The sequence below is a fragment of the Hathewaya proteolytica DSM 3090 genome (assembly GCF_900142225.1).
GTDB lineage: Bacteria > Bacillota > Clostridia > Clostridiales > Clostridiaceae > Hathewaya > Hathewaya proteolytica.
Genome location: NZ_FRAD01000008.1, coordinates 105,680 through 129,626, shown reverse-complemented (window position 1 = coordinate 129,626; position 23,947 = coordinate 105,680). Strand labels below are relative to the sequence as shown.

At 28.6% G+C, this 23,947-nt stretch carries 23 protein-coding genes; all 23 read right to left on the bottom strand.

Features of this window, described 5'->3' with window-relative positions; genetic code table 11:
• The 23 genes from BUA73_RS05865 to BUA73_RS05755 all read right to left on the bottom strand — a co-directional run bounded on the left by BUA73_RS05865 (position 1) and on the right by BUA73_RS05755 (position 23,696).
• Positions 1-1,779, bottom strand: coding sequence for an ABC transporter ATP-binding protein (locus BUA73_RS05865; protein ID WP_072903211.1), 1,779 nt, complete (start codon positions 1,777-1,779; stop codon positions 1-3).
• 15 nt (positions 1,780-1,794) lie between these two features.
• Positions 1,795-3,396, bottom strand: coding sequence for an RNA polymerase sigma factor (locus tag BUA73_RS05860; protein ID WP_072903210.1), 1,602 nt, complete (start codon positions 3,394-3,396; stop codon positions 1,795-1,797).
• A 259-nt stretch (positions 3,397-3,655) separates the two neighbouring features.
• On the bottom strand, positions 3,656-4,510 hold the full coding sequence (locus tag BUA73_RS05855) for a hypothetical protein (protein WP_072903209.1): 855 nt from the start codon (positions 4,508-4,510) through the stop codon (positions 3,656-3,658).
• Positions 4,511-4,542: 32 nt separating this feature from the next.
• Positions 4,543-5,037 carry an NUDIX hydrolase gene (locus BUA73_RS05850; RefSeq protein ID WP_072903208.1) on the bottom strand — a complete coding sequence of 165 codons (495 nt, stop codon included), beginning with the start codon at positions 5,035-5,037 and terminating at the stop codon, positions 4,543-4,545.
• A gap of 41 nt (positions 5,038-5,078) precedes the next feature.
• A complete protein-coding gene (aac(6'), locus tag BUA73_RS05845; protein ID WP_072903207.1) occupies positions 5,079-5,525 on the bottom strand; it encodes an aminoglycoside 6'-N-acetyltransferase in 447 nt (148 codons plus the stop codon).
• 148 nt (positions 5,526-5,673) lie between these two features.
• Positions 5,674-6,153, bottom strand: a complete 480-nt coding sequence (locus BUA73_RS05840) for a GyrI-like domain-containing protein (protein ID WP_341465303.1) — start codon at positions 6,151-6,153, stop codon at positions 5,674-5,676.
• A gap of 310 nt (positions 6,154-6,463) precedes the next feature.
• Positions 6,464-7,057, bottom strand: coding sequence for a helix-turn-helix domain-containing protein (locus BUA73_RS05835; protein ID WP_072903206.1), 594 nt, complete (start codon positions 7,055-7,057; stop codon positions 6,464-6,466).
• A gap of 229 nt (positions 7,058-7,286) precedes the next feature.
• On the bottom strand, positions 7,287-7,943 hold the full coding sequence (locus tag BUA73_RS05830) for an RloB family protein (protein WP_072903205.1): 657 nt from the start codon (positions 7,941-7,943) through the stop codon (positions 7,287-7,289).
• Positions 7,936-9,174, bottom strand: coding sequence for an AAA family ATPase (locus BUA73_RS05825; protein WP_072903204.1), 1,239 nt, complete (start codon positions 9,172-9,174; stop codon positions 7,936-7,938). The genes BUA73_RS05830 and BUA73_RS05825 overlap by 8 nt, the downstream gene beginning before the upstream one ends.
• Before the next feature lie 340 nt (positions 9,175-9,514).
• Complete coding sequence (locus BUA73_RS05820) at positions 9,515-10,786, bottom strand: RES family NAD+ phosphorylase (RefSeq protein WP_072903203.1); 1,272 nt, start codon at positions 10,784-10,786, stop codon at positions 9,515-9,517.
• Positions 10,787-10,957: 171 nt separating this feature from the next.
• Positions 10,958-11,554 (bottom strand): hypothetical protein, encoded by a 597-nt coding sequence (locus BUA73_RS05815; protein ID WP_072903202.1) that lies wholly within the window; start codon positions 11,552-11,554, stop codon positions 10,958-10,960.
• Positions 11,555-11,595: 41 nt separating this feature from the next.
• Entirely contained in the window at positions 11,596-12,741 is a 1,146-nt protein-coding gene (locus BUA73_RS05810; protein ID WP_072903201.1) for a helix-turn-helix domain-containing protein, read from the bottom strand.
• A gap of 32 nt (positions 12,742-12,773) precedes the next feature.
• Complete coding sequence (locus tag BUA73_RS05805; RefSeq protein ID WP_072903200.1) at positions 12,774-13,505, bottom strand: DUF5986 family protein; 732 nt, start codon at positions 13,503-13,505, stop codon at positions 12,774-12,776.
• Positions 13,506-13,822: 317 nt separating this feature from the next.
• The gene (locus BUA73_RS05800) at positions 13,823-14,509 is read right to left on the bottom strand and encodes a hypothetical protein (protein WP_072903199.1); all 687 of its coding nucleotides are present in this window, start codon (positions 14,507-14,509) and stop codon (positions 13,823-13,825) included.
• A gap of 41 nt (positions 14,510-14,550) precedes the next feature.
• A complete protein-coding gene (locus BUA73_RS05795; RefSeq protein ID WP_072903198.1) occupies positions 14,551-15,708 on the bottom strand; it encodes a helix-turn-helix domain-containing protein in 1,158 nt (385 codons plus the stop codon).
• An 87-nt stretch (positions 15,709-15,795) separates the two neighbouring features.
• A complete protein-coding gene (locus BUA73_RS05790) occupies positions 15,796-16,002 on the bottom strand; it encodes a hypothetical protein (RefSeq protein ID WP_047001823.1) in 207 nt (68 codons plus the stop codon).
• A gap of 95 nt (positions 16,003-16,097) precedes the next feature.
• On the bottom strand, positions 16,098-16,625 hold the full coding sequence (locus BUA73_RS05785; RefSeq protein ID WP_072903197.1) for a hypothetical protein: 528 nt from the start codon (positions 16,623-16,625) through the stop codon (positions 16,098-16,100).
• A 257-nt stretch (positions 16,626-16,882) separates the two neighbouring features.
• Positions 16,883-17,395, bottom strand: coding sequence for a HEPN domain-containing protein (locus tag BUA73_RS05780; protein ID WP_072903196.1), 513 nt, complete (start codon positions 17,393-17,395; stop codon positions 16,883-16,885).
• Between the two features lie 172 nt (positions 17,396-17,567).
• Positions 17,568-19,232: a recombinase family protein gene (locus BUA73_RS05775; protein WP_242942338.1), complete on the bottom strand. Its 1,665-nt coding sequence runs from the start codon at positions 19,230-19,232 to the stop codon at positions 17,568-17,570.
• Positions 19,233-19,382: 150 nt separating this feature from the next.
• Positions 19,383-19,916 carry a hypothetical protein gene (locus BUA73_RS05770; RefSeq protein WP_072903194.1) on the bottom strand — a complete coding sequence of 178 codons (534 nt, stop codon included), beginning with the start codon at positions 19,914-19,916 and terminating at the stop codon, positions 19,383-19,385.
• A gap of 205 nt (positions 19,917-20,121) precedes the next feature.
• Positions 20,122-20,748, bottom strand: coding sequence for a hypothetical protein (locus tag BUA73_RS05765; protein WP_072903193.1), 627 nt, complete (start codon positions 20,746-20,748; stop codon positions 20,122-20,124).
• A gap of 271 nt (positions 20,749-21,019) precedes the next feature.
• Positions 21,020-22,420, bottom strand: a complete 1,401-nt coding sequence (locus BUA73_RS05760) for a DNA primase family protein (RefSeq protein ID WP_072903192.1) — start codon at positions 22,418-22,420, stop codon at positions 21,020-21,022.
• Between the two features lie 172 nt (positions 22,421-22,592).
• Positions 22,593-23,696, bottom strand: coding sequence for a hypothetical protein (locus tag BUA73_RS05755; protein WP_072903191.1), 1,104 nt, complete (start codon positions 23,694-23,696; stop codon positions 22,593-22,595).
• Between the last annotated feature and the right edge of the window lie 251 nt (positions 23,697-23,947).

The window sequence follows — 23,947 nt, the reverse complement described above, 5'->3', positions numbered from 1 at the left end:
TTATACCCCCATATTTTCCAAATGAATTCCCATACTACTAAGCACCGTAATCTGAGCCGTATTTAACTTCCTATATAAATCACTTTCCCTTATTAGCTCCTCATGAGACCCACTTTCTTTAATGCATCCTTCATCAAGAAGTAAAATTTTATCTGCATCCTTAATTGTAGATAATCTATGAGATATAATAAATACAGTACGCCCCTGCATTAATCCCTGAAGGGCTTTTTGTACTTTAAATTCCGATGATATATCTAAAGCTGAGGTAGGTTCATCAAGAAGTAAAATTTTAGCATTTTTTAGTATAGCTCTAGCAATTGATATTCTTTGTTTTTGTCCTCCAGAAAGAGTAATTCCTCGTTCCCCAAGGACAGTATTATACCCTTCAGGTAATTCCATAATAAACTCATGAGCATTTGCTGCCTTTGACGCAATAATAATTTCCTCAATATCAGCGCCTAACCTCCCATAACCTATATTTTCAGCTATATTCCCTGGGAAAAGATAGGGATCCTGAGATACTAATGAAATATTCTCACGGACGGCGGCAAGGTTCCAATCCTTAAGATTTTTACCATATAACTTTATTGACCCCTCTGCTTCATAAAAACCACAGATTAACTTTAATATTGTAGTTTTCCCACATCCACTAGTTCCAACCAACGCTGTTGTTTTCCCATTCTCAACTATAAAACTAAGGTTGTTAAGTATTTTTCTCTCACCCTTATATGCAAAGGTTACTTCTTCAAATTCAATGGCAGCTACCGATTTGTCTATGGCGTATTCATCTCCTGAAGTACGCTCCATATTATAATCCAATATTTCAAAGAGATGCTTCATAATTCCTATATTGCCCCTGTAATTGCTTATTAGAGAAGGTATGGTACTCGCTGACTGTACAATATTTGACAGCATTGTAGCAAAAGCCATAAACTCAGCCAAAGATAGTTTGTTTGTAACTACAAAATAACCACCATATAAAAAACACAGTGCAAATGGAATTAGCTGGACAACAACACTTAAAGATGAATTTATAGCCATTCTTTTTTCTATTTTAAGAGCATTAGTTAGATTATTATCTACCTGAACCTTATATTTATCATATAAAACTTCTTTAAGATTGTATGATTTAATTAAATAAATTCCTCCTATACTGTCCTGAACTATAGAATTAACCTTACCTAAATCTTTATATAAAGTCTCATAATAATTTTCCAAGGGACGACTTATAATATTTGATAGAAAAATTGTCACAGGTACTACTACCATACAAAAAAAGACCAACCTCCAACTAATTAAGAGTGCAAATATAAAACTTCCTGTAAATCTTATACTATGAAAAATAATATTAAAAAAACCTCCTCCCAAAAAATCTTCTAAGATATTAACATCATTACTCATCTTTGAAATCAATTCTCCAGAATGATGATTTTCAAAAAATGCTATTGGCAGTTGTTCTATCCGTGTCACTAATTTTTCTCTCATATCTCTAACTACTTGCGAACTAAAACGACCTGATGAATAAGTTTCTATAAAATACACTATTGTTCCAACACCAACAAGACCGACCATGAAATATATTGACTGCCATAGCTGATGAACATCTCCTTTAACAGCTGAATTTACTAACAAAAGTACAACGTAAGCAACCAACATATCAATAACTGCTTTACCAATAGTACTTGTTATCCTTGCTATGAACCAAAACCAATAAGGCTTTAAAAATATCCATAACCTTGTAAATATCTTGAGTTTTGATTTACCCTTCCACTCTTTCATCCTATCCATCTCCCATTAAATCCTTATGTAACATCCAATTGGATACATATCCGAACTAGCTGGAACGTGTAAGTAACCCCTATTAACCATTTCTTCCATAACTGCGCTCATCATTCCGCTTATGGTTTTTACATAAGCTATATCTGCAGCTTGCTCTTGAAGATGCTTGGGCAAAGAGGACAATATAAGCTTGAGAATCTCTGAGTTTACTACTTTTATACATTCATCATACAGTGTAAAAACATCCCTTAAAATTTCTTTCCCTTCTTCCCCTTGATTATGATTAAAAATTGAACCTCTAAATTTAAATACTCCATTTACATTAATAGCGTAATTATTTTCAATCATTCTTGCAGCTACTTCCTTTTCTCTTTCATCCAAGGATGAAATTTCAATGCCATCTTCAAACATCTTGCTTAAAAGCTTAACTTCTTCCTTTCCAATCTGCTTCTGATTTTCAGTATTAAGTATTGTAAAATCAATTAACACGGCATACTTTCCTCCAAATCCAGCATTTTGCGTAATTGACTTAATTGTAACACTCCAATCCCAAGGTTTATTTGTTTCTTCTGAACCCCAGAGCCATCCATGGTTCCCATTACTTAGCAATGGCAATGCTGGAAGATAGGCCGGATGTAAACTATCTGCTATAGTTGCAGACAGCATTATAGGCAAAATATCCCACAATAATTTTTCTATTGATCCACCATTCTTCACACTAAAAAGTTTTTTTATTTCTTCTTCCTTACTCAATAATTTCTCATACAATTTAGGTGATAGTTCCTTTGCGTATTCTTTGAAAACTGCATCAACGTCTTTGTTCATTTTTTTTGTAAATATTATTATTGATGTTTGGTATTTATCTGCCTTAACATTCTTTAAAAATCCTTCCTCCTCTAAAATATTTACTTCGTCCTCCAGATAAGCCACAGGAACTCCTGTTTCTATGCTTATTTCACTTATACTAATAGACTTTGCCATAGCTGTAAGCAATATATTGCCAGGTAATTTACGTTTTGAAAGGTTATAGTATTTTGCTGAATATTCTCCCCAGTAGCTAATTGAGAACTCCGCTGGCTTATAACTTTTTTCACCTAGTTCACGATTCATATTTATACCATCCTTCATAATATTTCTTGCCTTGTATAGAAAATATTTTACATTATCGACGGTTAATTCTAGTTCCTTTGCTATCTCACCGCAGCTTTTTTCCTCTACATAATAAAGTATTACTATATCACGATAGGTTTTAGAAAGAAGACTAAGCTCCCACCTTAGTCTATTTAATTCTTCCTTATAAATAACCCCATCTTCTATTCTTTCATATTCTTCAACATTAAATATTTCCAATCCAAGGTAATCCTCTAGATACCCAGCCCTATTCTTTTTTCTTTTCTTTAACCATCTTTTATAAGTGTTATTAGCTACAGCCCAAATAAATCCATTATAGGCTTTTGGATTTCTAATATTTGCCACAGCTGAAATCAGTTCACTTAAAATGTCTTGAGCAAGATCTTCCGCATCTTCCCTAATATTAGTTCTCCTTAAAGCGTAGCTAAAAATTATACTAATATAATCCTGAGTAATCAAATCAATTAATTTATTTTTTTCTTCCATGTATTTCTCCTTTTACTTAAAACACTGGAAACTCAAAACCATTAAGAGCCATTATATATATAGTAACATTTTTTTTATTTTGGTTAGATAATTTTTCTTATTTATTATTCTACTAAAATTTATAGTGTTACCTATAAATAAAATAACAAAAAAATAGTAGCCCCGCGTGCAATTTGGAAGCTACTATTTTTTCTATTTAAAAACTTTAATCTCAACATGACAAATTTAGATTTTTATTTTACTACTGTGACATATTTAACTAAAGTATACATTTATAACATCTATACTTTTCTTTAATTTCAAAGCCTGCAGCCAATACTACATCCAATTCATCCTGGCAGTCTTCATCAACAAAATATACGATTTCCCTTAGTGAGCCAAATTCATTATACAATTGCATAAGCATTTCATTAATTAAAATGCTCTCGATACCTTTATTTTTATATTCCTTATGAACAAATAAGCCCATAACATCTGCCCCATCTTTGAAAGTCTTTGTGAAAATACTTCCACGTATTGCTTGATCCTGTCTGAAAGCAAATATACGAAAGCAATCTATATCCTTTTCAAGATTTCTGCTATTATAGTACATTTCTAATGGGATGGCATATTTATCATGAAACACAGCATATTCTTCAAAATTGCTATTTGTAATCCTCTCCACCTGATTATGGCTTTCCTTTCCACGTGACTCTAAATTATATAGTGCGGCAACAATACTGGATTCAATTCGTTCAATATTCTTTTTAATAAAATATTCATTTGCATTTTTATTAGTAAAAGGAACCCCTATAAATAGCTCATATCCCGGCAACTGTTTACTTATATGACTAATAAATTCATCTGCAATTTGGTCATAGTCTCCCCTTATTAAGAATCCTGTTGTTTGTGCATATTTTTCATCACATTCCCAAAAATAAATGCAAACCCCGCATAGTATATTCTGGTTATAATAAGCTATTATATTCCTGTTCTCTGAATTAATGGCTCTTTCAAGTTCTTTTTTAATCTCCTCTATTGAATTTCTCCTTGGATAACTAGCATACAAATCATTGTGACTCAATTCCCATGCAAAATCCACTACTTCTTCAGCCCTGTAAATTTCTTTTATCATAATCAACACCCTATTTTCCCGCTTTCTTCTTCTTAGTTTTCTATGTACACAAAATGTTCTACATTGTCAGATAAATTCATTAATTTTTCCTTAGTACCTAATGGATATAATTTAATATATTTTAAATCTGTTAATGGAATCCACGAAAACTTTAAATTAATCCTTTGCCTTTCTAATTCATCTACTCCGAAAAAGCTACTATCTGATTGAATTTGAGTTTCATCACACAAAGTAACTAAAAAGTACATGCATATCTGATGGCATGGTTTAGTATCCCATGGAAAAAATACCTCTCCAATCCATAATAACCTTTCAGGATTAACATCAAATCCTGTTTCTTCTTTAAACTCTCTAACAATGGTATCCTTACTGGTTTCACCAAAGCTTACATGTCCACCAGGAATTGCATAATCTTTTTCTCCATTACATTGTTGGAGCAATACCTTTCCCCCATGTATTAATATCCCCCCAATGCGGTAACTAAACACACCATCTTCATTTTTAAATAGTATATCTTGTTTATTCATTTATATCTCTTCCCCTCATTTATATTTTTTAAGCATGTAATTTATTTGATTAATTTTTTTGTGAAACAAATAATTCTATTAGCTTCATCAAAACCTATAGCCCGGTGAAATTCTAGGCTTTCTCTATTAGTCAATTCACAATCACTAGCAAATTCTTTACATCCCATTTCCATTGCCCACTTTTCACACGATTGACATAACATACTGGCTATACTCTTGTTACGAAACTCCTCAATCACATAAATCCCTTCTAAATACCCCACTGGAGTACTGTCCGTACCCTCAACATAGTCTTTTCTTAATCCACACTCCGCAACACCTACCGAAATATTATCATTATACGCTATAAATATTCCCGATTCGCTAGATATAATCTTTTCAAACAACTCTGCTTGTAAATCTTTTATATCCGAGCTACTCCACATATTATGAAATAATTCTGCTACTTTTTTACTATCTTCTGGTTTTGCTTTACAAATATTAAGCATTATATAATTCACTGCCCCTTTTCTTATAATCTATCTCATTAGTCTTTATATAGTTTAAGTTTTCATAAAACCTTTGAGCATTAAAATTTTGATTACATGTTAATAACCCAATACCGTAACGACTATCACGTATACTTTTTCTATTTAATCACAACCTTTTGATTGGGAAAAATAAATATAACTGTCCATTTTCATCGGGACAATTGTAATCAAATACAGCACCTACTAGGTTAATATCATTGGTATTCATGTAATTTAAGACATAATCAAAGGTTTCTTTATATTCTCTATCAACCTTTATATAAAGATATTCAGATGCAGGGACTGTCCATTTTGTCCAGTTATTTGGTGCTTGTACATTGTCACTTGCTTCTACTCCTGCTAAATATAATCCTTTTGTAAAATTGTCCTCCCAAGTCTTAAAAGACCTTGAGAAATCACTCATCAATCCCCAAATACCTACAATATTTCCTTCTTCATCTTTTTTTGCAAAAGATTCAATTTCATCAAAGTGATTATTGGCATTTTCCCATAAATTATTTATAAAATCATTCCCTTCTACTGTTGAACCCTCCTTACCAATTACTGAAAAAGTGCTTTTGATACATTTTTTAATTTCAATATTCATTGCTTCCCTCCTTGTATAATCGAATCAAGAATCTTTTTCTCCATTACATTGTTGAAGCAATACCTTTCCTCCATGTATTAATATTCCCCCAATTGAATTTTCATTTCATAATAAATTATAGCATGTCAGAAGACTATTACATATATAAACAACAATTATAATTATATGAATTCTGAATTTCTAAGTTACACCACTATATATTCTTAATATAGAAGTTAAAAGAAAAAAGTGCTCCATCCTCACAAGATTAGCACTCTTTTTATTTAGAAATCTTTAAATAATATATAAATTAAAATTCCCAAATCATTAACTATTTGATACACCCAATTAATCTAAATAAGAAATGCATTCCTATAGCGACAACTGCTGCAATCAATCCCGAACAGATTACTGCTAGTATATCTTGGTATGGGCGTTTTGCAACCTCACACCTCTTTTCAATTTCATCAAGTTTTTTTCCTTCGGTAAAAGCTACGATCTCTCTAAAGGTTTGAACATCATAAGCTTTCTTTTGTTTCTCAACACATCTTCCATAATACATTGTGACGCCAAATATCACACACCAAATGGCAACCCCAATAAACTCTAAGAAAAGAAATAGTGGAACGCCCAATAATATTGTTGTAATAAATAATAAAGTAAAGATTGCTCCGTCACGGTTAAATTTTTTAATGTCCTCTGTTTTAATTTCTTCTTTCATTTCCTCCAAATCTCCTTTAACTAGAATATCAAGAGAAATACCAAAAAGATTACTTAATAATACCAAGCTATTTATATCTGGATAGTTCTTACCATTCTCCCAATTTGAAATGGTCTGTCGTGTTACATATATTTTTTCAGCCAAATCTTCTTGAGATAACTTTGAATCCAGTCTATATTTTTTTATTTGTCTGCTAATGTCCACTCTGATATCCCTCCCACTTACATTCTATAATCTGGAGCATATTCATGCTAGCAAAACTACTTTACATCACTCTTTTCACCATGTAAAAGGGTTTTTACATTATATTTTATTGCACTATAAGCGTGTATTAGGCAACTCAAAGATTTGGATCATCACTTATGGTACGGGGTTCACCGTATTAGTAGTAAGTGAGGTTTTTTCTATAATAAAGTTCACACTATGTATCTCGTCATCTAATATAATCCATCAATTCTTTTACTAAAATATCAACCGTTGTTCCAGGATTCATATTAGAGGCATACTGTTCACGCTGTATATCATAATGTTTGCGTAGTTTTTCACTTCTAGTTATTGCCATATCCACTTTGTCTAACATCACATCAAAAATATTGGATATATTTTTATTATATATTCCATTATTAATATTATTATTTTTAAAATGATTATTTAAATTACTTAAATCTTGATTTCTTTTTATACCTACACTTAAATCTTGAAAATGTAATAATAACCATAGCTCAAAACTTTCGTTAGACCATGCTACTTCGATATTATTTTCTTTAGCTATCTTAATTGCCAGATCAAAATCTGAATTGTCATCTTTATCAAATACAACCCATACTTTACTAAAATTCTCTCTATTTTTTCTTTTTATAGCTTCATTTACTAGTACACTTGTACTACGTCCCTTACCTTCTACTTTTATTGGATAATTTTCTTGAATCTCTCTATTCCTATATCTATTATTAATAATTTTCTTCATATTATCAAAATAATTCACTTCAGTTTCAGTACCCTCTGTAATTATTAAACATGTTTCAGGACGTTCATCTCTAACACTAATTTTTCTTGCTTTTCTTTTTCCCTCTCGTCCCAACTTACTCATATTTTTTATCCTCACTGATATAAAATGAATTTAATATAGGTATTGCTCCATACTTTCCTGATAAATAATCCTTATTATAACTAGCATCATTCCTTACTTTTTTATCACCAACCTTATATTCTGCTAATGAATATAAAGTCGCAACTGAATTTATATCCTTTTCTACAAACCATATCTGGTCTCTTCTAAATATATCTTTATTAAGTGTAAAGTCATCATGTGCTGTATAAATTAATTGTGCTCCATTTTCATTAGTTTCTTCACTATGAAACATACTTAGTATATATTTCATTAATAATGGATGCAATTTTGCATCTAGTTCATCTATAAATATTGGCATTCCTAATTCAATTGAATGTTTAAATAAACTATATAATGCAAACATTTTTTGTGTTCCACTAGACTCTTCATAAAATGGTATCCCAACTAATTCACTACTATCCTCAACATTATGATAAGAATATATTCTATATCTATTTTTTTCTCCTTCTATATTTATTTTTTCAACTTTTATATCTACTATATTAATATCTATTGCATTTAAAAATCTTACTAATTCTTTTTGATATTCTCTATCTTCAATTACGGAAGATACTCCTCTTGTTATAAGGCCTTCTATTTCACAATCTCCCATGTCAACAATAGTTGTATTATTAAACCATTCCATAACATCTTTAACATATGGAATTTTAGCATTAGAACAAATTGATAAAAACAATGTATTATCCTCTGTGATTAATGCTAAACTTTTAGCATCCTTTAATTGTGTTGAACACTCTATTTGTTTACCAACTCTCTCAAATAAACTGTTATACTTAGCTGTTTTTTTACTTCTAAAATCTCTTTTGTATAACCATTCTTCCAATACCCTTTTGTTATCTATTTTAAATCCATATTGATATTCATCATTTTTATATTTAATAAAAACCTCAAACTCTGCTGGTTCTAATTTTGAGCTTTTATCAAAAGCATATCTCTTTAATGGTATATCTATATTGCTAGTTGAATATTTAAATGAATTTAATATAAAATTATTCATAAAACCAAAGGCCTCAATCACTGTGCTTTTACCACTTGCATTAGCTCCATATATTGCTGCAATTTTAAGTATTTTTTCACTTCCCATATCTATTAAATTATATTGATGCTCTTTTAATGATGTAGCTGTCATATCTAATGATGTTCCATATTTAAAGCCCTTATAATTTTTAAAATTAAATTGAATAAGCATTTTTCTCACCTCTTAATTATATTATATTACATATTTCTTAAATCGTGAACTTTTTTGAGATATTTTCTCATAATTATATTTTTGACAATATTTCCTTCTCTTATTCATTACTATTATTGTTTTTACTTATGATATGGTATTTCTACTTGTAAAAATAGCCTTAGGCAAGTTATGTCAATGCTTAAGGCTAAAAAACTCATTTATTCTTAAATGAAACTCCTTCTCACATGCGTTCGAATGAGTAAGTTCTGCTAACCAAATCAAAGATTTGGAGCATCACTTATGGTACGGTTCTCCGTATAAGTAATAAGTGAGGTTTTTTGTGTATACTAATAAAATATTACTTTATTCTTTTATATCTCTCTATTTCATAAATTATTTGTTCCATTTCACTCCTTTTTATATCACTATCTTTAAATACTTTTATAACCTCAATATCTATATCTTTTTTAAAATTAAAAAGTGCATAATTTACATATCTGCTATCCTTTGCAGACTTATATGCCACTCCATTATATCCAATTTGCTCACATATCATTTGAACTATATTCGTAATAATATACTTCTTTTTTAAACAGCTATCATCTTCAGCATCGTCGTTTATAAATCCATCAAAATCATCAAATATCAAATCTACTGGAAGTACATTAATAGTATTTAGTAACCTAAACACTGCAAAATTATATTCTTCACATTGTCTAATTTCTATTTCTTCTCTTAATACTTCAATATTATTAGAACAATATAAAACCGATTTACCATGGCAATTATATCTTCCTTGATTAGGTTTACTGTTGGGTGGATTCCACATTTTCTCTTTTGGGTGTATTTTTCCAGCTGTATTGGCTCTTGCCCTAAATACTCTTTTAGAAGGATATAGCGAAATGAATTGCTTTTTATTATATATTTCTTCTAACTTCGAGTATATAGTTTTAAATACTTTATTATTACATATAAATACAGGATTCTCTATGTATTCATCCCTAAAATTCTCAAGCTCATCTACAGTTATTGTTTCATCCAGTAATTTTAAGTATTGCTTAATTGATGGATAATCTCCATAAAATCTTTCATCAAATAATTCAATATCATTCTTTGTATATACTTCTGAGTATGTATTAAATTTTTCATAATCTATAGTATCTTTATTATATGCACCCTCACCATTTCCACAATTAGGACATCTAATATTTTCTATTATTAAATCATAATATTCTTCATCTACTAAACTATTATTACTTATAAGTTCTTGCAATTCTGTACACACATTATATCTATCCAATAACTTTTCCCATTCATCATCTTCTTTAAAATTAACATATAGACCAGCTTGTAAATCTCTCATCCTATTTCCATGTCCACAAATAGAACATGATTTAATATTTTTTTCTATAGCTTCTGCAATTATATTACATAAATCATCTTGAATATCATCAATATCTGAACATTCTTCATCTAAGTAATAATCTCCATACAATATATCTTCATTACAACTAGTACACTTAAGAATATTACTTGACTCACTTCTACTTAATCCATATTCATCTGGGTTAAAACCAATCAATAAGTTATCTATACTATTTATTATATTTGAACAACTTAAACATCTCATAATATATCTCCTCATATAGAATATTCCTAATTTAACTCAAATTGTGTATTTTTAGATTCTCTTATTAACTCTAATATTTCCTCACTTACTATACTAATACATATAATAAATAAACTTACTTATCTCTCTTCTCTTTGTTTGACAAGTAAAAATTTTCATTTATTACAGTACTTAATTTAATTTTATACCACTTTGATTTAATATCATTGTTAGATTATTCCGCTTTTTCGGGTCTCCAGTTCTAACTAATGTTAAGTTTCTATTTTGTATTTCTATTAATGCTGTCCTAGATATATCTCCATATTCACTTAATTCATTTAATGTTATATCCGACATTCTAACCTTTCGTATATGATGCCAAAACGGAAGGTTAGTACCTTTTTTCTTATATTTAATTGTATTAACAAATAATTTATCCTTCTCATAGTTTATTTTTATTGGTTCATTATTTAAAATATACTCTTCCATCTTAAAATAAAATTGCTCTAACTTGTTGTCCACTAATATTTTACCTAATATCTTTGATGGTATATCAACTAAATATTCTGTTTTTATTGTATTATTCATTATGTTTAAACTTGTAAAGTAATACTCTCCATCATAACTTAAAATAACACTAAATGACAGGCTGTCCACATCATATGCATCAAAGTATAAATTTATATTTACCTCATTATACTTATAATAAAACTTTAAACTAGTTAACTTATTTTTATATTCCAATTCATCATACTTATTAAACAAATAATTTCTAACTATTTCTCTCATATATTCTCCTATATAAATTAGAGAGAGTATTCAACTCATCATTACTCTCTCTTTAAATTAATAACTATATTATTACTATCCTTTTTTCTTAATCTACCTTTATCTAAAGATAACAACATTTCAATCTCATCAGTATCTAAAGCCATTCCATAATTAGCTAGTTCATTAACTATTTCTGTTTCATTCATAACATCATTTGTTATTAACATATCTATAGACTTCTTTAATAATACTGGTTTTGGTGTAACAATTAGATCATCTAAAGGTTCCTTAACTCTCCATCCCTTTTTTGATAATTGTTTCATTAAATATTGGTATTGATTATGTGTAATAGCATTTAATTTAAATGCTCTTATTATCATTGCTGAAATAGATACCTTCCATTTCCTTTTTAGTTCTACATAAAATTCTAGCTTATTAGGATATTGCATAACATCAGTTAAAAAACTTTCTTTAGGAAGTAAAAATGCAGCAGCAAAATTATTTGCTTCTTCTTCCATCATTTTATACTCTTCCCTACTTAACTCATCTACCTCAATACTATTGTTATGAAGTATTATATGACCTAATTCATGAGTCATGCTAAACTGCCTTCTAACAGCTGATTCCTTATCATCTCCAACAACAACGAATGGTCTCTCTACATTGTGTACTTTATGAATTTGTGTAAATGCATCAATTTTACTTTCATTTGTTTTTAATGAGCTAACTACTATCCCATTTTTCTCCATAACATTAATTATATTTCCTATAGGATTAACACCTAATCCCCAATAGTCTCTTAGCTCTAATGTAATTTCCTCAATATCAATATTTTCTATATCTATTTGTGGAATCTTAAACTCTGGAAAATCTATATACTCCTCTAAAAATTCATAAATTTTAGCAAGTGTTTTTGTTCTTGTTACTTGAACTAATTGTTCTTTCTTACTAGTTGTTAATAATGCTCTAAAGAAAGTATTTACTGTTATATCTTCATCAACTTGTCTGAAATATTCTCTTGGGAATTTTAAAACATTCATTATCTTTAATAAAGTTTCTATGCTTGGTGTTGCCTTTCCATTTTCAAATTGCGATATAGCCTGCTTTGAAATCCCTGTTTCATCAGCTAGGTCTGTTATTGTTTTTCCTCTATATAATCTGGCATTTTTTAATCTTTCACCATTAAACTCCATATTTTTAATCATAGCTATTCCTCCAAAGAGAAACTATCTGGTTACTAATTTCTATTTCTCTTTTCTCTATTTCTCTTTATTCTCATATTATCAATATTTTCTTTTGTAACTTTAAGTCCTAGCTCAATTTCTTCATCTTCACTATATATATCTATAGTACTTACATCAAGACTATATTTAGGTTCAATGTATTCTGTCCAATCTTCCTTACATAATATTTGTAACGAAGGTGTGACAATTAAAGCTGAAATTGAACATAATTCTAAGCTTTTATCTGTAAATGTAATTAATACATGCTTTTTGACTTCACCATCAATCTTATTTAATAGCTGTTCTACTGTATTTTGCATCTTCTCAACTTTCAATTCATTAAATCCTTCGAAGAAAGCTATTTGTTCTTGCCTTTCTTCTACCAATCCTTTATTTACAGTTGCTATCGCTTCTAAATAATGTACTTTATTGCTTTTTACTGTTTTACATACCTCTTCATATCTTTTTTCTTTCATTAAAGTATATAATGTCTTAGTATCTTTATCATACATTAATATTAATTGCCAAACACCCCTTTTACAAACCACTACATCATATTTCTTTTCTGGCAATGCGTCTCGGCACTCTGTATTTATCATGTCCCACTTAGTACCCGTATATCCCATATTAGTTACAGTTCTAGTATTGCCCATATGCTCATTAAATCTTTCCAATCCATTTTGTAATGCTTGAACTATTACTTTTTTATCTTCTTCCTTCATATCAATGATTAAATCATTAGACATTTTCTCACCTCCATAAATTCCATAATCTAATTTTACTATTTTTATTGGTTTTGTCAAGTAACTTTCCATTTATTATTTTATAATTAATCATTATTACCAATTAAATCTAATATATTTATATATCAATATCTAAATTCAACGTATTTGTTCAAATTTTTCTTAACATAAAAGAAGAAGGGTACCCTTAATAGATACTCCTCCTCCTTTACTTTAAATATTTTACTAACCTATAATTTATTTTTAGTCTTATTCTTCCACTTCTCTTAGCTCATTTACTGTAATCTTAGTATCATTAATAATCGTGGACTTTCTCTTTATTAATCCTCTATTCCTAATACTAACTTAGTTTTATTTAATAATCTATCTCTTAATTCATTGCTCTTATTTTCATTAGCGAACCACCAATCATGATATTGTTCACAAAACTCTCTATAGATATAATTTATATCATCTTTATACTCAACCTCTAAAATCTTACACATGATTTCGCTATCCATATTAATACACTCATAAAATTTATTAAATATTTCACTCATTCTTTCATTATAAAATTTAGATATTGTTTCTGTTGTAAACTCCTTATTAGGCATTATCATTACTACTGTACTTCTCTTCTTCTTCTTTCCACGTCCAAAATATGAAGGTTCACTATTATCTTCTTCTAAAATGAACGTTACATTATTTTCATCTATGCAATCTCCTTCTATTGATAGTCTGTAGCATTCAATATTATACTCTTTTAATATATCTCTACACTTTTCTAATTGCATACTTAAAGCAGTACTTTTTTTATTATCATTTTTAAACTTTAAAGTTACATTTTTATATATTGAATGCTCAAAATTAAAATCTTCATCATTTAATACAGATTCTGCATTATAAATAATTTTAAACTTATAACTTTTATCTATATTAAACTCATCTTTACGTAACTCTATAAAACCCCTAAACTTTTGTGATACTCTTTCATCAAAAATATGAATATTTTCTATACTTAATTCCATGAATTTAACCTCCTAAGGCATTAATAAATATTAAAAATACATTACCACCAACACTCATCACCACCATCTTGAAATTTAACATCATACAAATCATCATTATATTTTTTACCAAGCAACTCATCATATTTCTGATTAATTGGATTTAGCCAATCTATTTTCTCTCTTGCCCATTTTATATAGCTACAAATCTTATCTCTTTTTTCATTGTCTATAATATTGGTTATCTCTTTTTCTAATTCACTTATATATTCTTCCATTTTAATTGATACCATATAATTTTCAGCACATACTTTTAATTCATCTATTTTTTTCATATCATACTCTTGTCTCTTCTTTAGTTTTCTTTTTTCAATCTCTTGTTGCTTTCTTATTTCATCTTCTCTTGCTCTCTTTTCCTTCTTAACTCTAATAATTTCAGCAGTATCAATAACCGTAATTATAAAATCACCTATCATTTCTTCTAACTTTCTATTGCTTAAATCTCTCCAATTTTTCCTTGGAGCTTCATAATCATCAATAAATAATGTTAATTCTCCAGAGTACTTATAGTCATATGCTGGGCTCCAATAAGAATCTTTATCAGTTTTTATATGTTCAACCCTAACAAGCTTTTCCTTTAAACCAATTTTAACTTCTTCTTTTCCTATACATACCCTAGTATCTTTATCTTTACTTTTTATCTGAAATCCTAACGCTTCTAGATTTTTCAAAATTGTATTCATTAGCCTAATAGCTCTGCTTCTTAATTCATTTGATACTTTTAAATCTATATTCTTAGCTCTACCATCTCTTAGCATATCTCTATTATCACTATAGAACTTGATTTCCTTAAGCAATGGATGTGGTTTATATAATTTTTCAGTAACTTTTATATTATTACGAAATTCTAATACTTTATTTTTTTCATCTTCTTCCATATGTTTTAATCTGTCATCTTTATTATAAGTAGTTTTTTTGTTGTATTCGTATCTTTGTATAACTATCTTATTATCGCCATTAAAATTAGGTAATGCTATTCTTTTAGGATTACTTCCATTTCTAACTTTTGTCCAATAACCACTTTGAGGAAATGGGACATTTAACTGCCTACAATATTTTCTTAAACTTACTTCTGAAATACCATAAGATTTGGCTAAATCCTTCATCTTGATATTCCAAATTTCTTCATATAATTTTTCTCTTTCCAATACTATTAACATATTATAAATACCTCCTATAGATACTGCTAAATCTTATATGTATAGTATTGACATTTATATCTAGCTTCCCAACATATTACATAAAATTTATATAGCAATATCTAAGTTTAATGTATTTATATCAAGATTTCTCAACATAAAAGAAGAAAGAGTACCCTTTATAGATACTCCTTCTTCCTTACTTAGATAATCTACTAGACTATCATTTATTTTTAGTTTTATTAAATCTATTTCTCTTACTTCATTTATTCTTATTTCTGATAATATCATATGAACCAATTTCTTTTGTTGCACTTTATTCCAATACTTCCCTAGAATTCTTTCTTATGCTCTTTATGAATTCTTATAATATTTATCTATTATTTAAACTTAAATTTAATATTTATAAATTACTTTTGTCCTATCCAATCTATATCATCTAATTTTTTTAATAATTTATTCCATTCATCACCACCTCCCCATTCAATTCTGCCTTTCCTCTCCTCTGCAAGTCTAAATTCCCATACAGGTTGTTCATCTTTTTTATATTTATCTAACTTATAAAATCTCCATACAAGTCCATTTGTATAAATTACTTGCTTATATGAGTTAATATTCCCACTTAACTGCTCTAAATGTTTTTCCAAATCTAAATCTTCAGTTACATATTTTACCTCCATTGCTCCAAGAACTTTCGCGTCATTACTCATCTCTCTTGCTCTTATTACAAAGTCTGGAAATCTCGAATCACCTATAAACCTTTTAGAAAATTCAGTTCCTCGCCTTGTAGAAACATCTCTTAAAGAAATATTCACACCTTGTTTACTGGCCCTAATAATATATGCAATTATTGAATATAAATCACACTCAACACGATTTTGAGCATCTATTAATTCAATCTCCTCTATATATTTTTTAAAATTAATTTCTAATGTCATAGGCTTATTACCTCCAATAAATTCTTTATACTAAAATAATATACCTTCTTATATACTATCCTCAATATTTTTTCATTTTATTTTTTATTGTTATATAGCAATATCTAAATTCAATGTATTTATTCCAATATTTCTTAACATAAATGAAGAAGGAATACCCTTCATAGATACTCCTTCTTCATTGCTTAAATAATTTATTAAGTTTTATTTAAATTAAAATTCTTTATACTAATATTTTTAACATAAAAAATATATATTTAAATTCTCCCTAAATCTTGTAACATTTTTTTAAGTGCTTCAAACATCATATACATCTCTTTACAATCTATTAGTGACATTTTTAAAATTTTATAGCTTTTATTATATTCACTGTAAAAAGGATATCTAACTGCATTATACAATCTTGAAAGCTTTACTCCATGCAATATTTGATTTTTAATTTGATTACTGATTTGCTCTCTTAGTAAATTATCATTACCAGCTATAATTTCTATAAGAAAATCTATTGAACTATCTATTGAATGTCCTGTTTCTCTTATTTTATTTGCAAAATATTTATTTGATATATCAACTTTTTTACAAATAAAAAACTTCACATACTTTTCCATAGATTGTATACAAAAATAAACAGATTGATTATAATATCCTTTTTCATATAAAATTTTGGATGTCTTCTCATCTTCTTGAGAAATATTAAAGAAAATATTTGCCATATCTATACCATTGTTAACATATGTAGTTCTTCCTAAATTCATGTTTTCTTTTCTCATTGAGGCTCTCCCTGTAAAATTATATATTTATATCATTAAATTTATATACAACTAATTCTACTATAATATTCAATTTTCATACTATGATATACTCTTATATATAAATTAACTCTATATACTATATATTATAATTTCATCTAATAACAATCTCAATATTACATTCTGGTGATATCTATATAGCAATATCTAAATTCAATGTCTTTATCCCAATATTTCTTAGCATAAAATAAGAAGGAGTACCCTTCATGGATACTCCTTCTTCTTTGCTTAAATAATTTATTAATTTATCATCTAATTTAATCTTTATTGAATCAATCTCCCTTAGTTCATTGATAGTTATTTCAGAAATTATCATATGTAATAACTTCTTCTGTTGCTCTCTTGTTGAGCTTTCAGTTAATACTTTACTAAAGTTCTCTAAGATACTTTTAACAAGTTCATATGGTACTTCCTCATTTACATCATCTGAAAGTGTTACTAGTAGTGGAGCTTTCTCTTCTTCTAAAACCTTAACTCTCTTCATTAGTTCTTCTTTTCTTAACTTAAACTCTTCCTTAGTTATTATCTCATCCTCATAAGCTTCAAATAACTTAGCTCTTTTCTTATCTAATTTTTCTAGCTCATTATCTATTTTTGATAAGTCCTTCTTTGCTGGATTTACCTTTCTAATTCTTTCCTTATTAACATTATTAACTATTGTTTTTACCATCTTTTCATTAGAAAGTAACTCTGATAACTTACTAAATACATATTCATTAGCTTTATCTACTCTTATTGTATTAGAATTACATACACTTGTACCTTTATTCTTCCAATTTCCACAACAGTAATATGCTATTCTCTTCTTAGTACCATCAGCTAACTTATTAGTAGTTCTTGATATTACCATTCCCGCTCCACACTTAGGACATCTTAATATTCCTGTTAGTGGATATTCACCATCATATATTCTTGAAGGCTTACCTTTCTTACTTTCCATTATTGCTTGTACTTTATCCCATAACTTTTCATCTATTATAGGTTCATGTATTCCATCAGTTATTATTGGATTAGCATTGATGTTCCTCCTTCTCTTTTCACTCCAATTCTGCCTTACATTGTATCTTATTTTTCCTATATAGACTGGATTAGTTAGAATATCTCTTATTGAACCCACTGAAAAACTATTCCTCTTCTTAGTCTTATAACCTAGCTTATTCAATTGATTAGTAATAGCCTTGTATCCTTTTCCATCAGCGTATTCATTGAATATCAATCTAACTGATTCTGCTTCTCTTTCATTTATAGTAAGTATTGTTTTTGTTCTCTTATCTCCTTTTTGCTTTTCAAGTGGAACTAAGTCATAACCCAATACTTTCCCCCCACACCATTCTCCTGTTCTAGCCTTTGCACACATGCCCATTTTTACATTCTGAGCTATTGTTCCTCTCTCGAATTCTCCTATTAACGCCATCATTTGAAATTGCATTTTACCTGCTGGTGTATCTGTCTCAAATGGTTCTGAATAAGATTTGAAAGAAATATTGTTATTCTCAAGAAGATTAACTATTTTTAATACATCTTCAAGTTTTCTACTGACACGATTAATCTTCCATGATAAAACCATATCAAATTTCTTTTCCTCTGCATCACTTAACAACTCTTTTAATGCTGGTCTACTCTTAATATCTTTACCACTAATTCCCCTATCTGCATAACACTTATAGACTTCATAGTCCATCTTCCTACACCACTCTATTAACAATCTTTCTTGTTCATCTATACTATAACCTTCTTCAGCCTGTTCAATGGTACTTACCCTTGAATAAATTGCAACTCTTGTTTTGATACTTAACATTTTAATTTCCTCCATTTTATTTATCATCAGGTTTATAATATATACTTATCATGTCATTTAGTAAAATACTCTTCACAGTTATATGTATCTCAGTTTTTTATAATTACACTTGATATTTATTCTAATACCAAGTGTAATAAATTCCCTTACTTAGAAGTTAATCTCCTCATTCTCCATGTCCTCAATACCTGTATCAATATAATTGATATTTTCATTCACCTTATTGGTCATGTACTGCATATTTATTAGGTTATTTTTCTCCATTTCTGAAAACCTCTTCTCTTTTCTCTTATTGTCATCAATTATTAGAATTTCTCCATCTTCAACATTATAGATATTAGTAATATTAGTGTATGTACCAGTATCCTTATGTTCATCCTCTAGCTCTATAACAACCTCTTTACCTATTAATTCTTCATATTGAAAGTTTTCACACTCATCATTTATATTGAACTCACCCTTAATCGCCTTAATTAACTTATAAAATAAGTATCTATTCCACGGTGTTATAAGCACGTATTGTTCAACCAATGTTCCATCCTCAAGTTCAAAGGTTACATATCCTTGGTTAAATACTTGTTGTTTAATAATCTTTCTTCCATTTGGTTCATAACTTTTTACTTTGCATTTCTTACACCCTAGTTCTATTTGTACACTTCTTCCATCTTTTTTTATAACTGCCATTGTTAATCTCTCCTTTTTATCATTTATTTTATTAGCTTGATACTAATCATATTTTGGTTAGTATCAAGCTTATGTCCTTACTTAACAACTACTTATTTTCAGGGACTTTTCCCTGTTGAATGTATCTAGTATTACCTGTGATAAAATCTCCATTATTTCTTCTACTCTCTTAGACTTGTCCATGTTTCATCCTCCTTGAAATCATTTATTTTATTTTTATTATTGCAACAGTATATCCATTGCTTTCTACATAGCCAACTTGTGTAAATGTTATTGATGTTCTAGTACTGAAATCTAATTGATATTTCTTTGCTATCTCAGTTACTAAACCAGCAGAATAAATAATTGCTTTCTTTCCTACCATCTTTAAATGTAACTGATTATTGTTGTTAGGCAAATACTCTCCAATGGCTATGCTTTCATCTGAAAATGATATTACAATCTTTGATGGATTATTTAACTTTTCCATTACTTCTTTAGAAATTGTAATTCTTTTTCCACAGTTAGACTTTACAATTGACATAGCTCCTGCCTTAAGGTTACCTCTACTGGTTGTTTGACTTACTGATGGTTGAAACATATGTAATTCGTAATTACTTTGTTCTTGGTTACATTGTTCTTGTTCTAAATTATCCATTGTTACTATACCCTCTCCTTCTTCTACTTCATTTTGATTAGTTTTTAAATCGCTTGTTCTAGGACATCGTCTTCTTTCTCTTGGTTCGTTTGAGTTCAGATCTTCCTCCTCTGGTTTCCATGTAATTACTTCACTACTTTTTCCCTCTGTTTTATCTGTTGTTTTTGGAACTGGTCTCCTTTTTACTACTGCCATTTCATCATTCTCCTTTTCAGTTTATTTGATTAAATTTAATCCACTATCTTTATTTGGTGATATTGTGGGGTTTTGATTGTTTGATTGTTTCTTTCTGAACCTATTGATTTCACTCAATTAGGTTCGGTGGGAGCTTTCCTTGAAAAAAAACTATTCTATTATTTCTTTTAAAAATATCTTTTGGGTATTTTTAAGGAAATTTACCTTCCCACCTACCCAACCTGTTGATTTGATTAGATTTTAGACTTTTTCAAATCCACCTCATTCTTTCCTATCCACCCAATGGAAATCCATTGTACATTGGATGGTTCTTATCAATCCTGTATTCTCCTACAACTTTTACTCCTGTGTAATAGCTAAGTTTATTAGAATGTCCCGTTTTATACTCGTATTCTAAAAATTCCATTTGCTCATTAAATTTAGTCCAGAATTTTCTAGAACTTATATCTGCATAACCCTTCATCCCATTAGCATCAGCCCACACTTTAAAAGTATTGTAAATTATCTTTCTGTCTTCCCTATAAGTCTCATCAGCTTGCTCAATGCACTCTTCAAAGAAAGAAATCATAGGGTTAAGATCTTTTTCATACTCTTTCAGTAATTCATCTGAAATACTGCATTTAGTAAATTGATAGTTATTATCTACTAGTCTTTTCAAGCCTTTCATTGCTAGATTAAATATCCCCGAAAGCTCTTTCTCTAGTTTTTCCTTTAGATTTATATCAATATCCTTTTCTGCTACAGTATTTCTAAAGTGAAGAACACATAATCTTCTCTTAAAACCTAATGTAACATCCTTTGTATGAGGTAAATTATTAGTTGAGTAAATTAGTTTTACTGTTGGCTTAAGTGAATAAGCTTGTTTATATTTTTCCTCAGCCATTATGTCATCCTCACCAGTTATCATCTTGAAATACTGAGTATTTAAGCTTTTACTATTTAACTCCATTTCACTGCATATGTTAGCTAGTTTGTTATTTAAAGTTGAACGCATGAATGAATTGCTTAATTCCGTGATTGCTATATTAGTAGTATTTTCTTTTCCTACACATTTTCCTAGTATGTGAAGATATACGCCTTTTCCATTTCTACCTTTTGCATATAGTACTAACGCTTTTTGAGCTTTAGTTTCAGATGTCATGGAATAGCCTAACCATTCCTCAGCTACTTTTATTGACTCTTCATCCCCTAAAAACGACTCATCTAAGAATCTTTGAAAGCTAGGACATTCAGCCTTTGGGTCATATTCAATAGGAATTTGAATAGTGCTGTAGTACGTATAACTATGCTCTATTAATGTATGAGTTTCTAAATCATACATCCCATTAAGCATATTTATAAATCTTCTATTACTATTTAGTTCTCCTTCAAAGAATACAGTTCTTTTTAATGCTTCTATATATTCATCCTCTAGCTTTCTTGTCCAAATACTATCACAGTAGCTAAGGAGAATTTTTCTTAAGGTAGTCCTCATTTTCATATCTTCAACCTTAATCCATTTTCCTAACTTTTCTTTGTAATTGTAAAAATCTTCTTTGGTGTAAATTAATTTAAATCTTCTATCTATGTATGATGCAAATAGATTTGCATTCAAACCCAGTATTTCACCTGTTCTTTCCTTAACTATGAATCCCATATTCAAAAATTCTTGCCATTGCTCTTGTTCTGTCATCTTTTCCCCTCCTTATTTATACTTTTATAACCTTATTTTTTCTCTTTATCACCTTTATTTTTCCTTGGCGTTTCTTCATTACTTACAAGAACTATTATAAGATATGGGCATTTTTTTCTCACCTCAATGGACTTAATATAAAATTAAAAGACAGAGTACTTTCTTCTCTGTCTTAAATGTTATATATAAAGTTATCATTTATTATTTTAAAGAGTTTTTCTTTATTTTCGCCATTTATATGTAATATATCTTCTTTTTCATTTTTTATTTTTATATCATTTCTAATGCTATTTTTATATTTAGTAACTTTTGAGACATATGATTCTACCTTTCCCTGTACTGTATTGCTTATATCTGCTACATTCCTAAAACGTCTGTTTTTATTATTATCATCATACATATACTGTGCTATTGGTTTAACATAGTTACCCTCATACTTACTTTGTAGTAATTCACTATATATCCCTTCATCTACGATAAAATATTTTATATTACTTCTCTTTCTTTGTAACTTTTCAATATCTTTATCATACTTGCTTATAAATACAATATTTTGTGTTCTTTCTGATTTCTTGATTCTATTCAATAAATCATACTTATCATTTATAATTGACTTTCTCTGAATCCTTTGCTTAATTCTACTTTGTTCATCACTAGTTTTATATATAACAACCCTCTTTTCTTTATCAACTATTTCCAATTCTGATACAATAACATCTAAATATATCTTTTCATTAGCCCTCCCAATTACAAGATTTACATCAAGTACATCCTCTGTATAATCTCTTATACCTAATGGTTCTACCTCTAATCTCTTAATCCTACCAATTTTAATATAATCTAGTAACACTATACTATATCCTAACTCATCTAACCTTCCTATATCATCATAAACTTGCTCTGTTTTATATATATAACCTAAAGCTCTTGCGTCTTCCATCAAAACCGCTGCCATTCTCCTATTAACTTCAATACCATATGTCCTTTTTATATAGTTAATAACTCTATTTATATTCCATTCTGAGTCATTGTATCCATAAAATATAGGATTACTACCTAATGCTTTAAATACTTCATATTGTATATCCATTGATATCTTATCATGTCTTCTTAAAATCCTAAGTTTAACCTTACTTACTCCCAAATCTAATATCCATCTATCAATAGTTCTAATAGATATATCATATTTCCCAGATAAATAATATTTATCTGCTCCATTTAAATATTCATTTACACACTTATTACTATCATTTTTACTATCATTTACCTTTGTCATAATTTAGTTTCTCCTCGTTAATAATTATTTATATAAAATTCTTACCTCTGTTATGTAATGAAAATATCGTTACTATTGCCATATAAATTTAACGATAACAATTATATTTTATAATAAACTTTAATAATAAAAAATTTATTACTATACTTCTATACTTCTATATCAAATATTCTTCTAATAAAAATTAAGTTAAAATAATTTTTATTTTAATAAAAAAAAATAGAAAAATAAAGCTTTATCTATCTCTAATG

Coding starts and splice junctions, on each gene's coding strand:
- BUA73_RS05865 (WP_072903211.1), bottom strand. CDS start 1,779: ATGAAAGAGTGGAAGGGTAAATCAAAACTCAAGATATTTACAAGGTTA.
- BUA73_RS05860 (WP_072903210.1), bottom strand. CDS start 3,396: ATGGAAGAAAAAAATAAATTAATTGATTTGATTACTCAGGATTATATT.
- BUA73_RS05855 (WP_072903209.1), bottom strand. CDS start 4,510: ATGATAAAAGAAATTTACAGGGCTGAAGAAGTAGTGGATTTTGCATGG.
- BUA73_RS05850 (WP_072903208.1), bottom strand. CDS start 5,037: ATGAATAAACAAGATATACTATTTAAAAATGAAGATGGTGTGTTTAGT.
- BUA73_RS05840 (WP_341465303.1), bottom strand. CDS start 6,153: ATGAATATTGAAATTAAAAAATGTATCAAAAGCACTTTTTCAGTAATT.
- BUA73_RS05830 (WP_072903205.1), bottom strand. CDS start 7,943: ATGAGTAAGTTGGGACGAGAGGGAAAAAGAAAAGCAAGAAAAATTAGT.
- BUA73_RS05825 (WP_072903204.1), bottom strand. CDS start 9,174: ATGCTTATTCAATTTAATTTTAAAAATTATAAGGGCTTTAAATATGGA.
- BUA73_RS05820 (WP_072903203.1), bottom strand. CDS start 10,786: ATGAGATGTTTAAGTTGTTCAAATATAATAAATAGTATAGATAACTTA.
- BUA73_RS05815 (WP_072903202.1), bottom strand. CDS start 11,554: ATGAGAGAAATAGTTAGAAATTATTTGTTTAATAAGTATGATGAATTG.
- BUA73_RS05810 (WP_072903201.1), bottom strand. CDS start 12,741: ATGATTAAAAATATGGAGTTTAATGGTGAAAGATTAAAAAATGCCAGA.
- BUA73_RS05805 (WP_072903200.1), bottom strand. CDS start 13,505: ATGTCTAATGATTTAATCATTGATATGAAGGAAGAAGATAAAAAAGTA.
- BUA73_RS05800 (WP_072903199.1), bottom strand. CDS start 14,509: ATGGAATTAAGTATAGAAAATATTCATATTTTTGATGAAAGAGTATCA.
- BUA73_RS05795 (WP_072903198.1), bottom strand. CDS start 15,708: ATGTTAATAGTATTGGAAAGAGAAAAATTATATGAAGAAATTTGGAAT.
- BUA73_RS05785 (WP_072903197.1), bottom strand. CDS start 16,625: ATGACATTAGAAATTAATTTTAAAAAATATATAGAGGAGATTGAATTA.
- BUA73_RS05780 (WP_072903196.1), bottom strand. CDS start 17,395: ATGAGAAAAGAAAACATGAATTTAGGAAGAACTACATATGTTAACAAT.
- BUA73_RS05775 (WP_242942338.1), bottom strand. CDS start 19,232: ATGTTAAGTATCAAAACAAGAGTTGCAATTTATTCAAGGGTAAGTACC.
- BUA73_RS05770 (WP_072903194.1), bottom strand. CDS start 19,916: ATGGCAGTTATAAAAAAAGATGGAAGAAGTGTACAAATAGAACTAGGG.
- BUA73_RS05765 (WP_072903193.1), bottom strand. CDS start 20,748: ATGGCAGTAGTAAAAAGGAGACCAGTTCCAAAAACAACAGATAAAACA.
- BUA73_RS05760 (WP_072903192.1), bottom strand. CDS start 22,420: ATGACAGAACAAGAGCAATGGCAAGAATTTTTGAATATGGGATTCATA.
- BUA73_RS05755 (WP_072903191.1), bottom strand. CDS start 23,696: ATGACAAAGGTAAATGATAGTAAAAATGATAGTAATAAGTGTGTAAAT.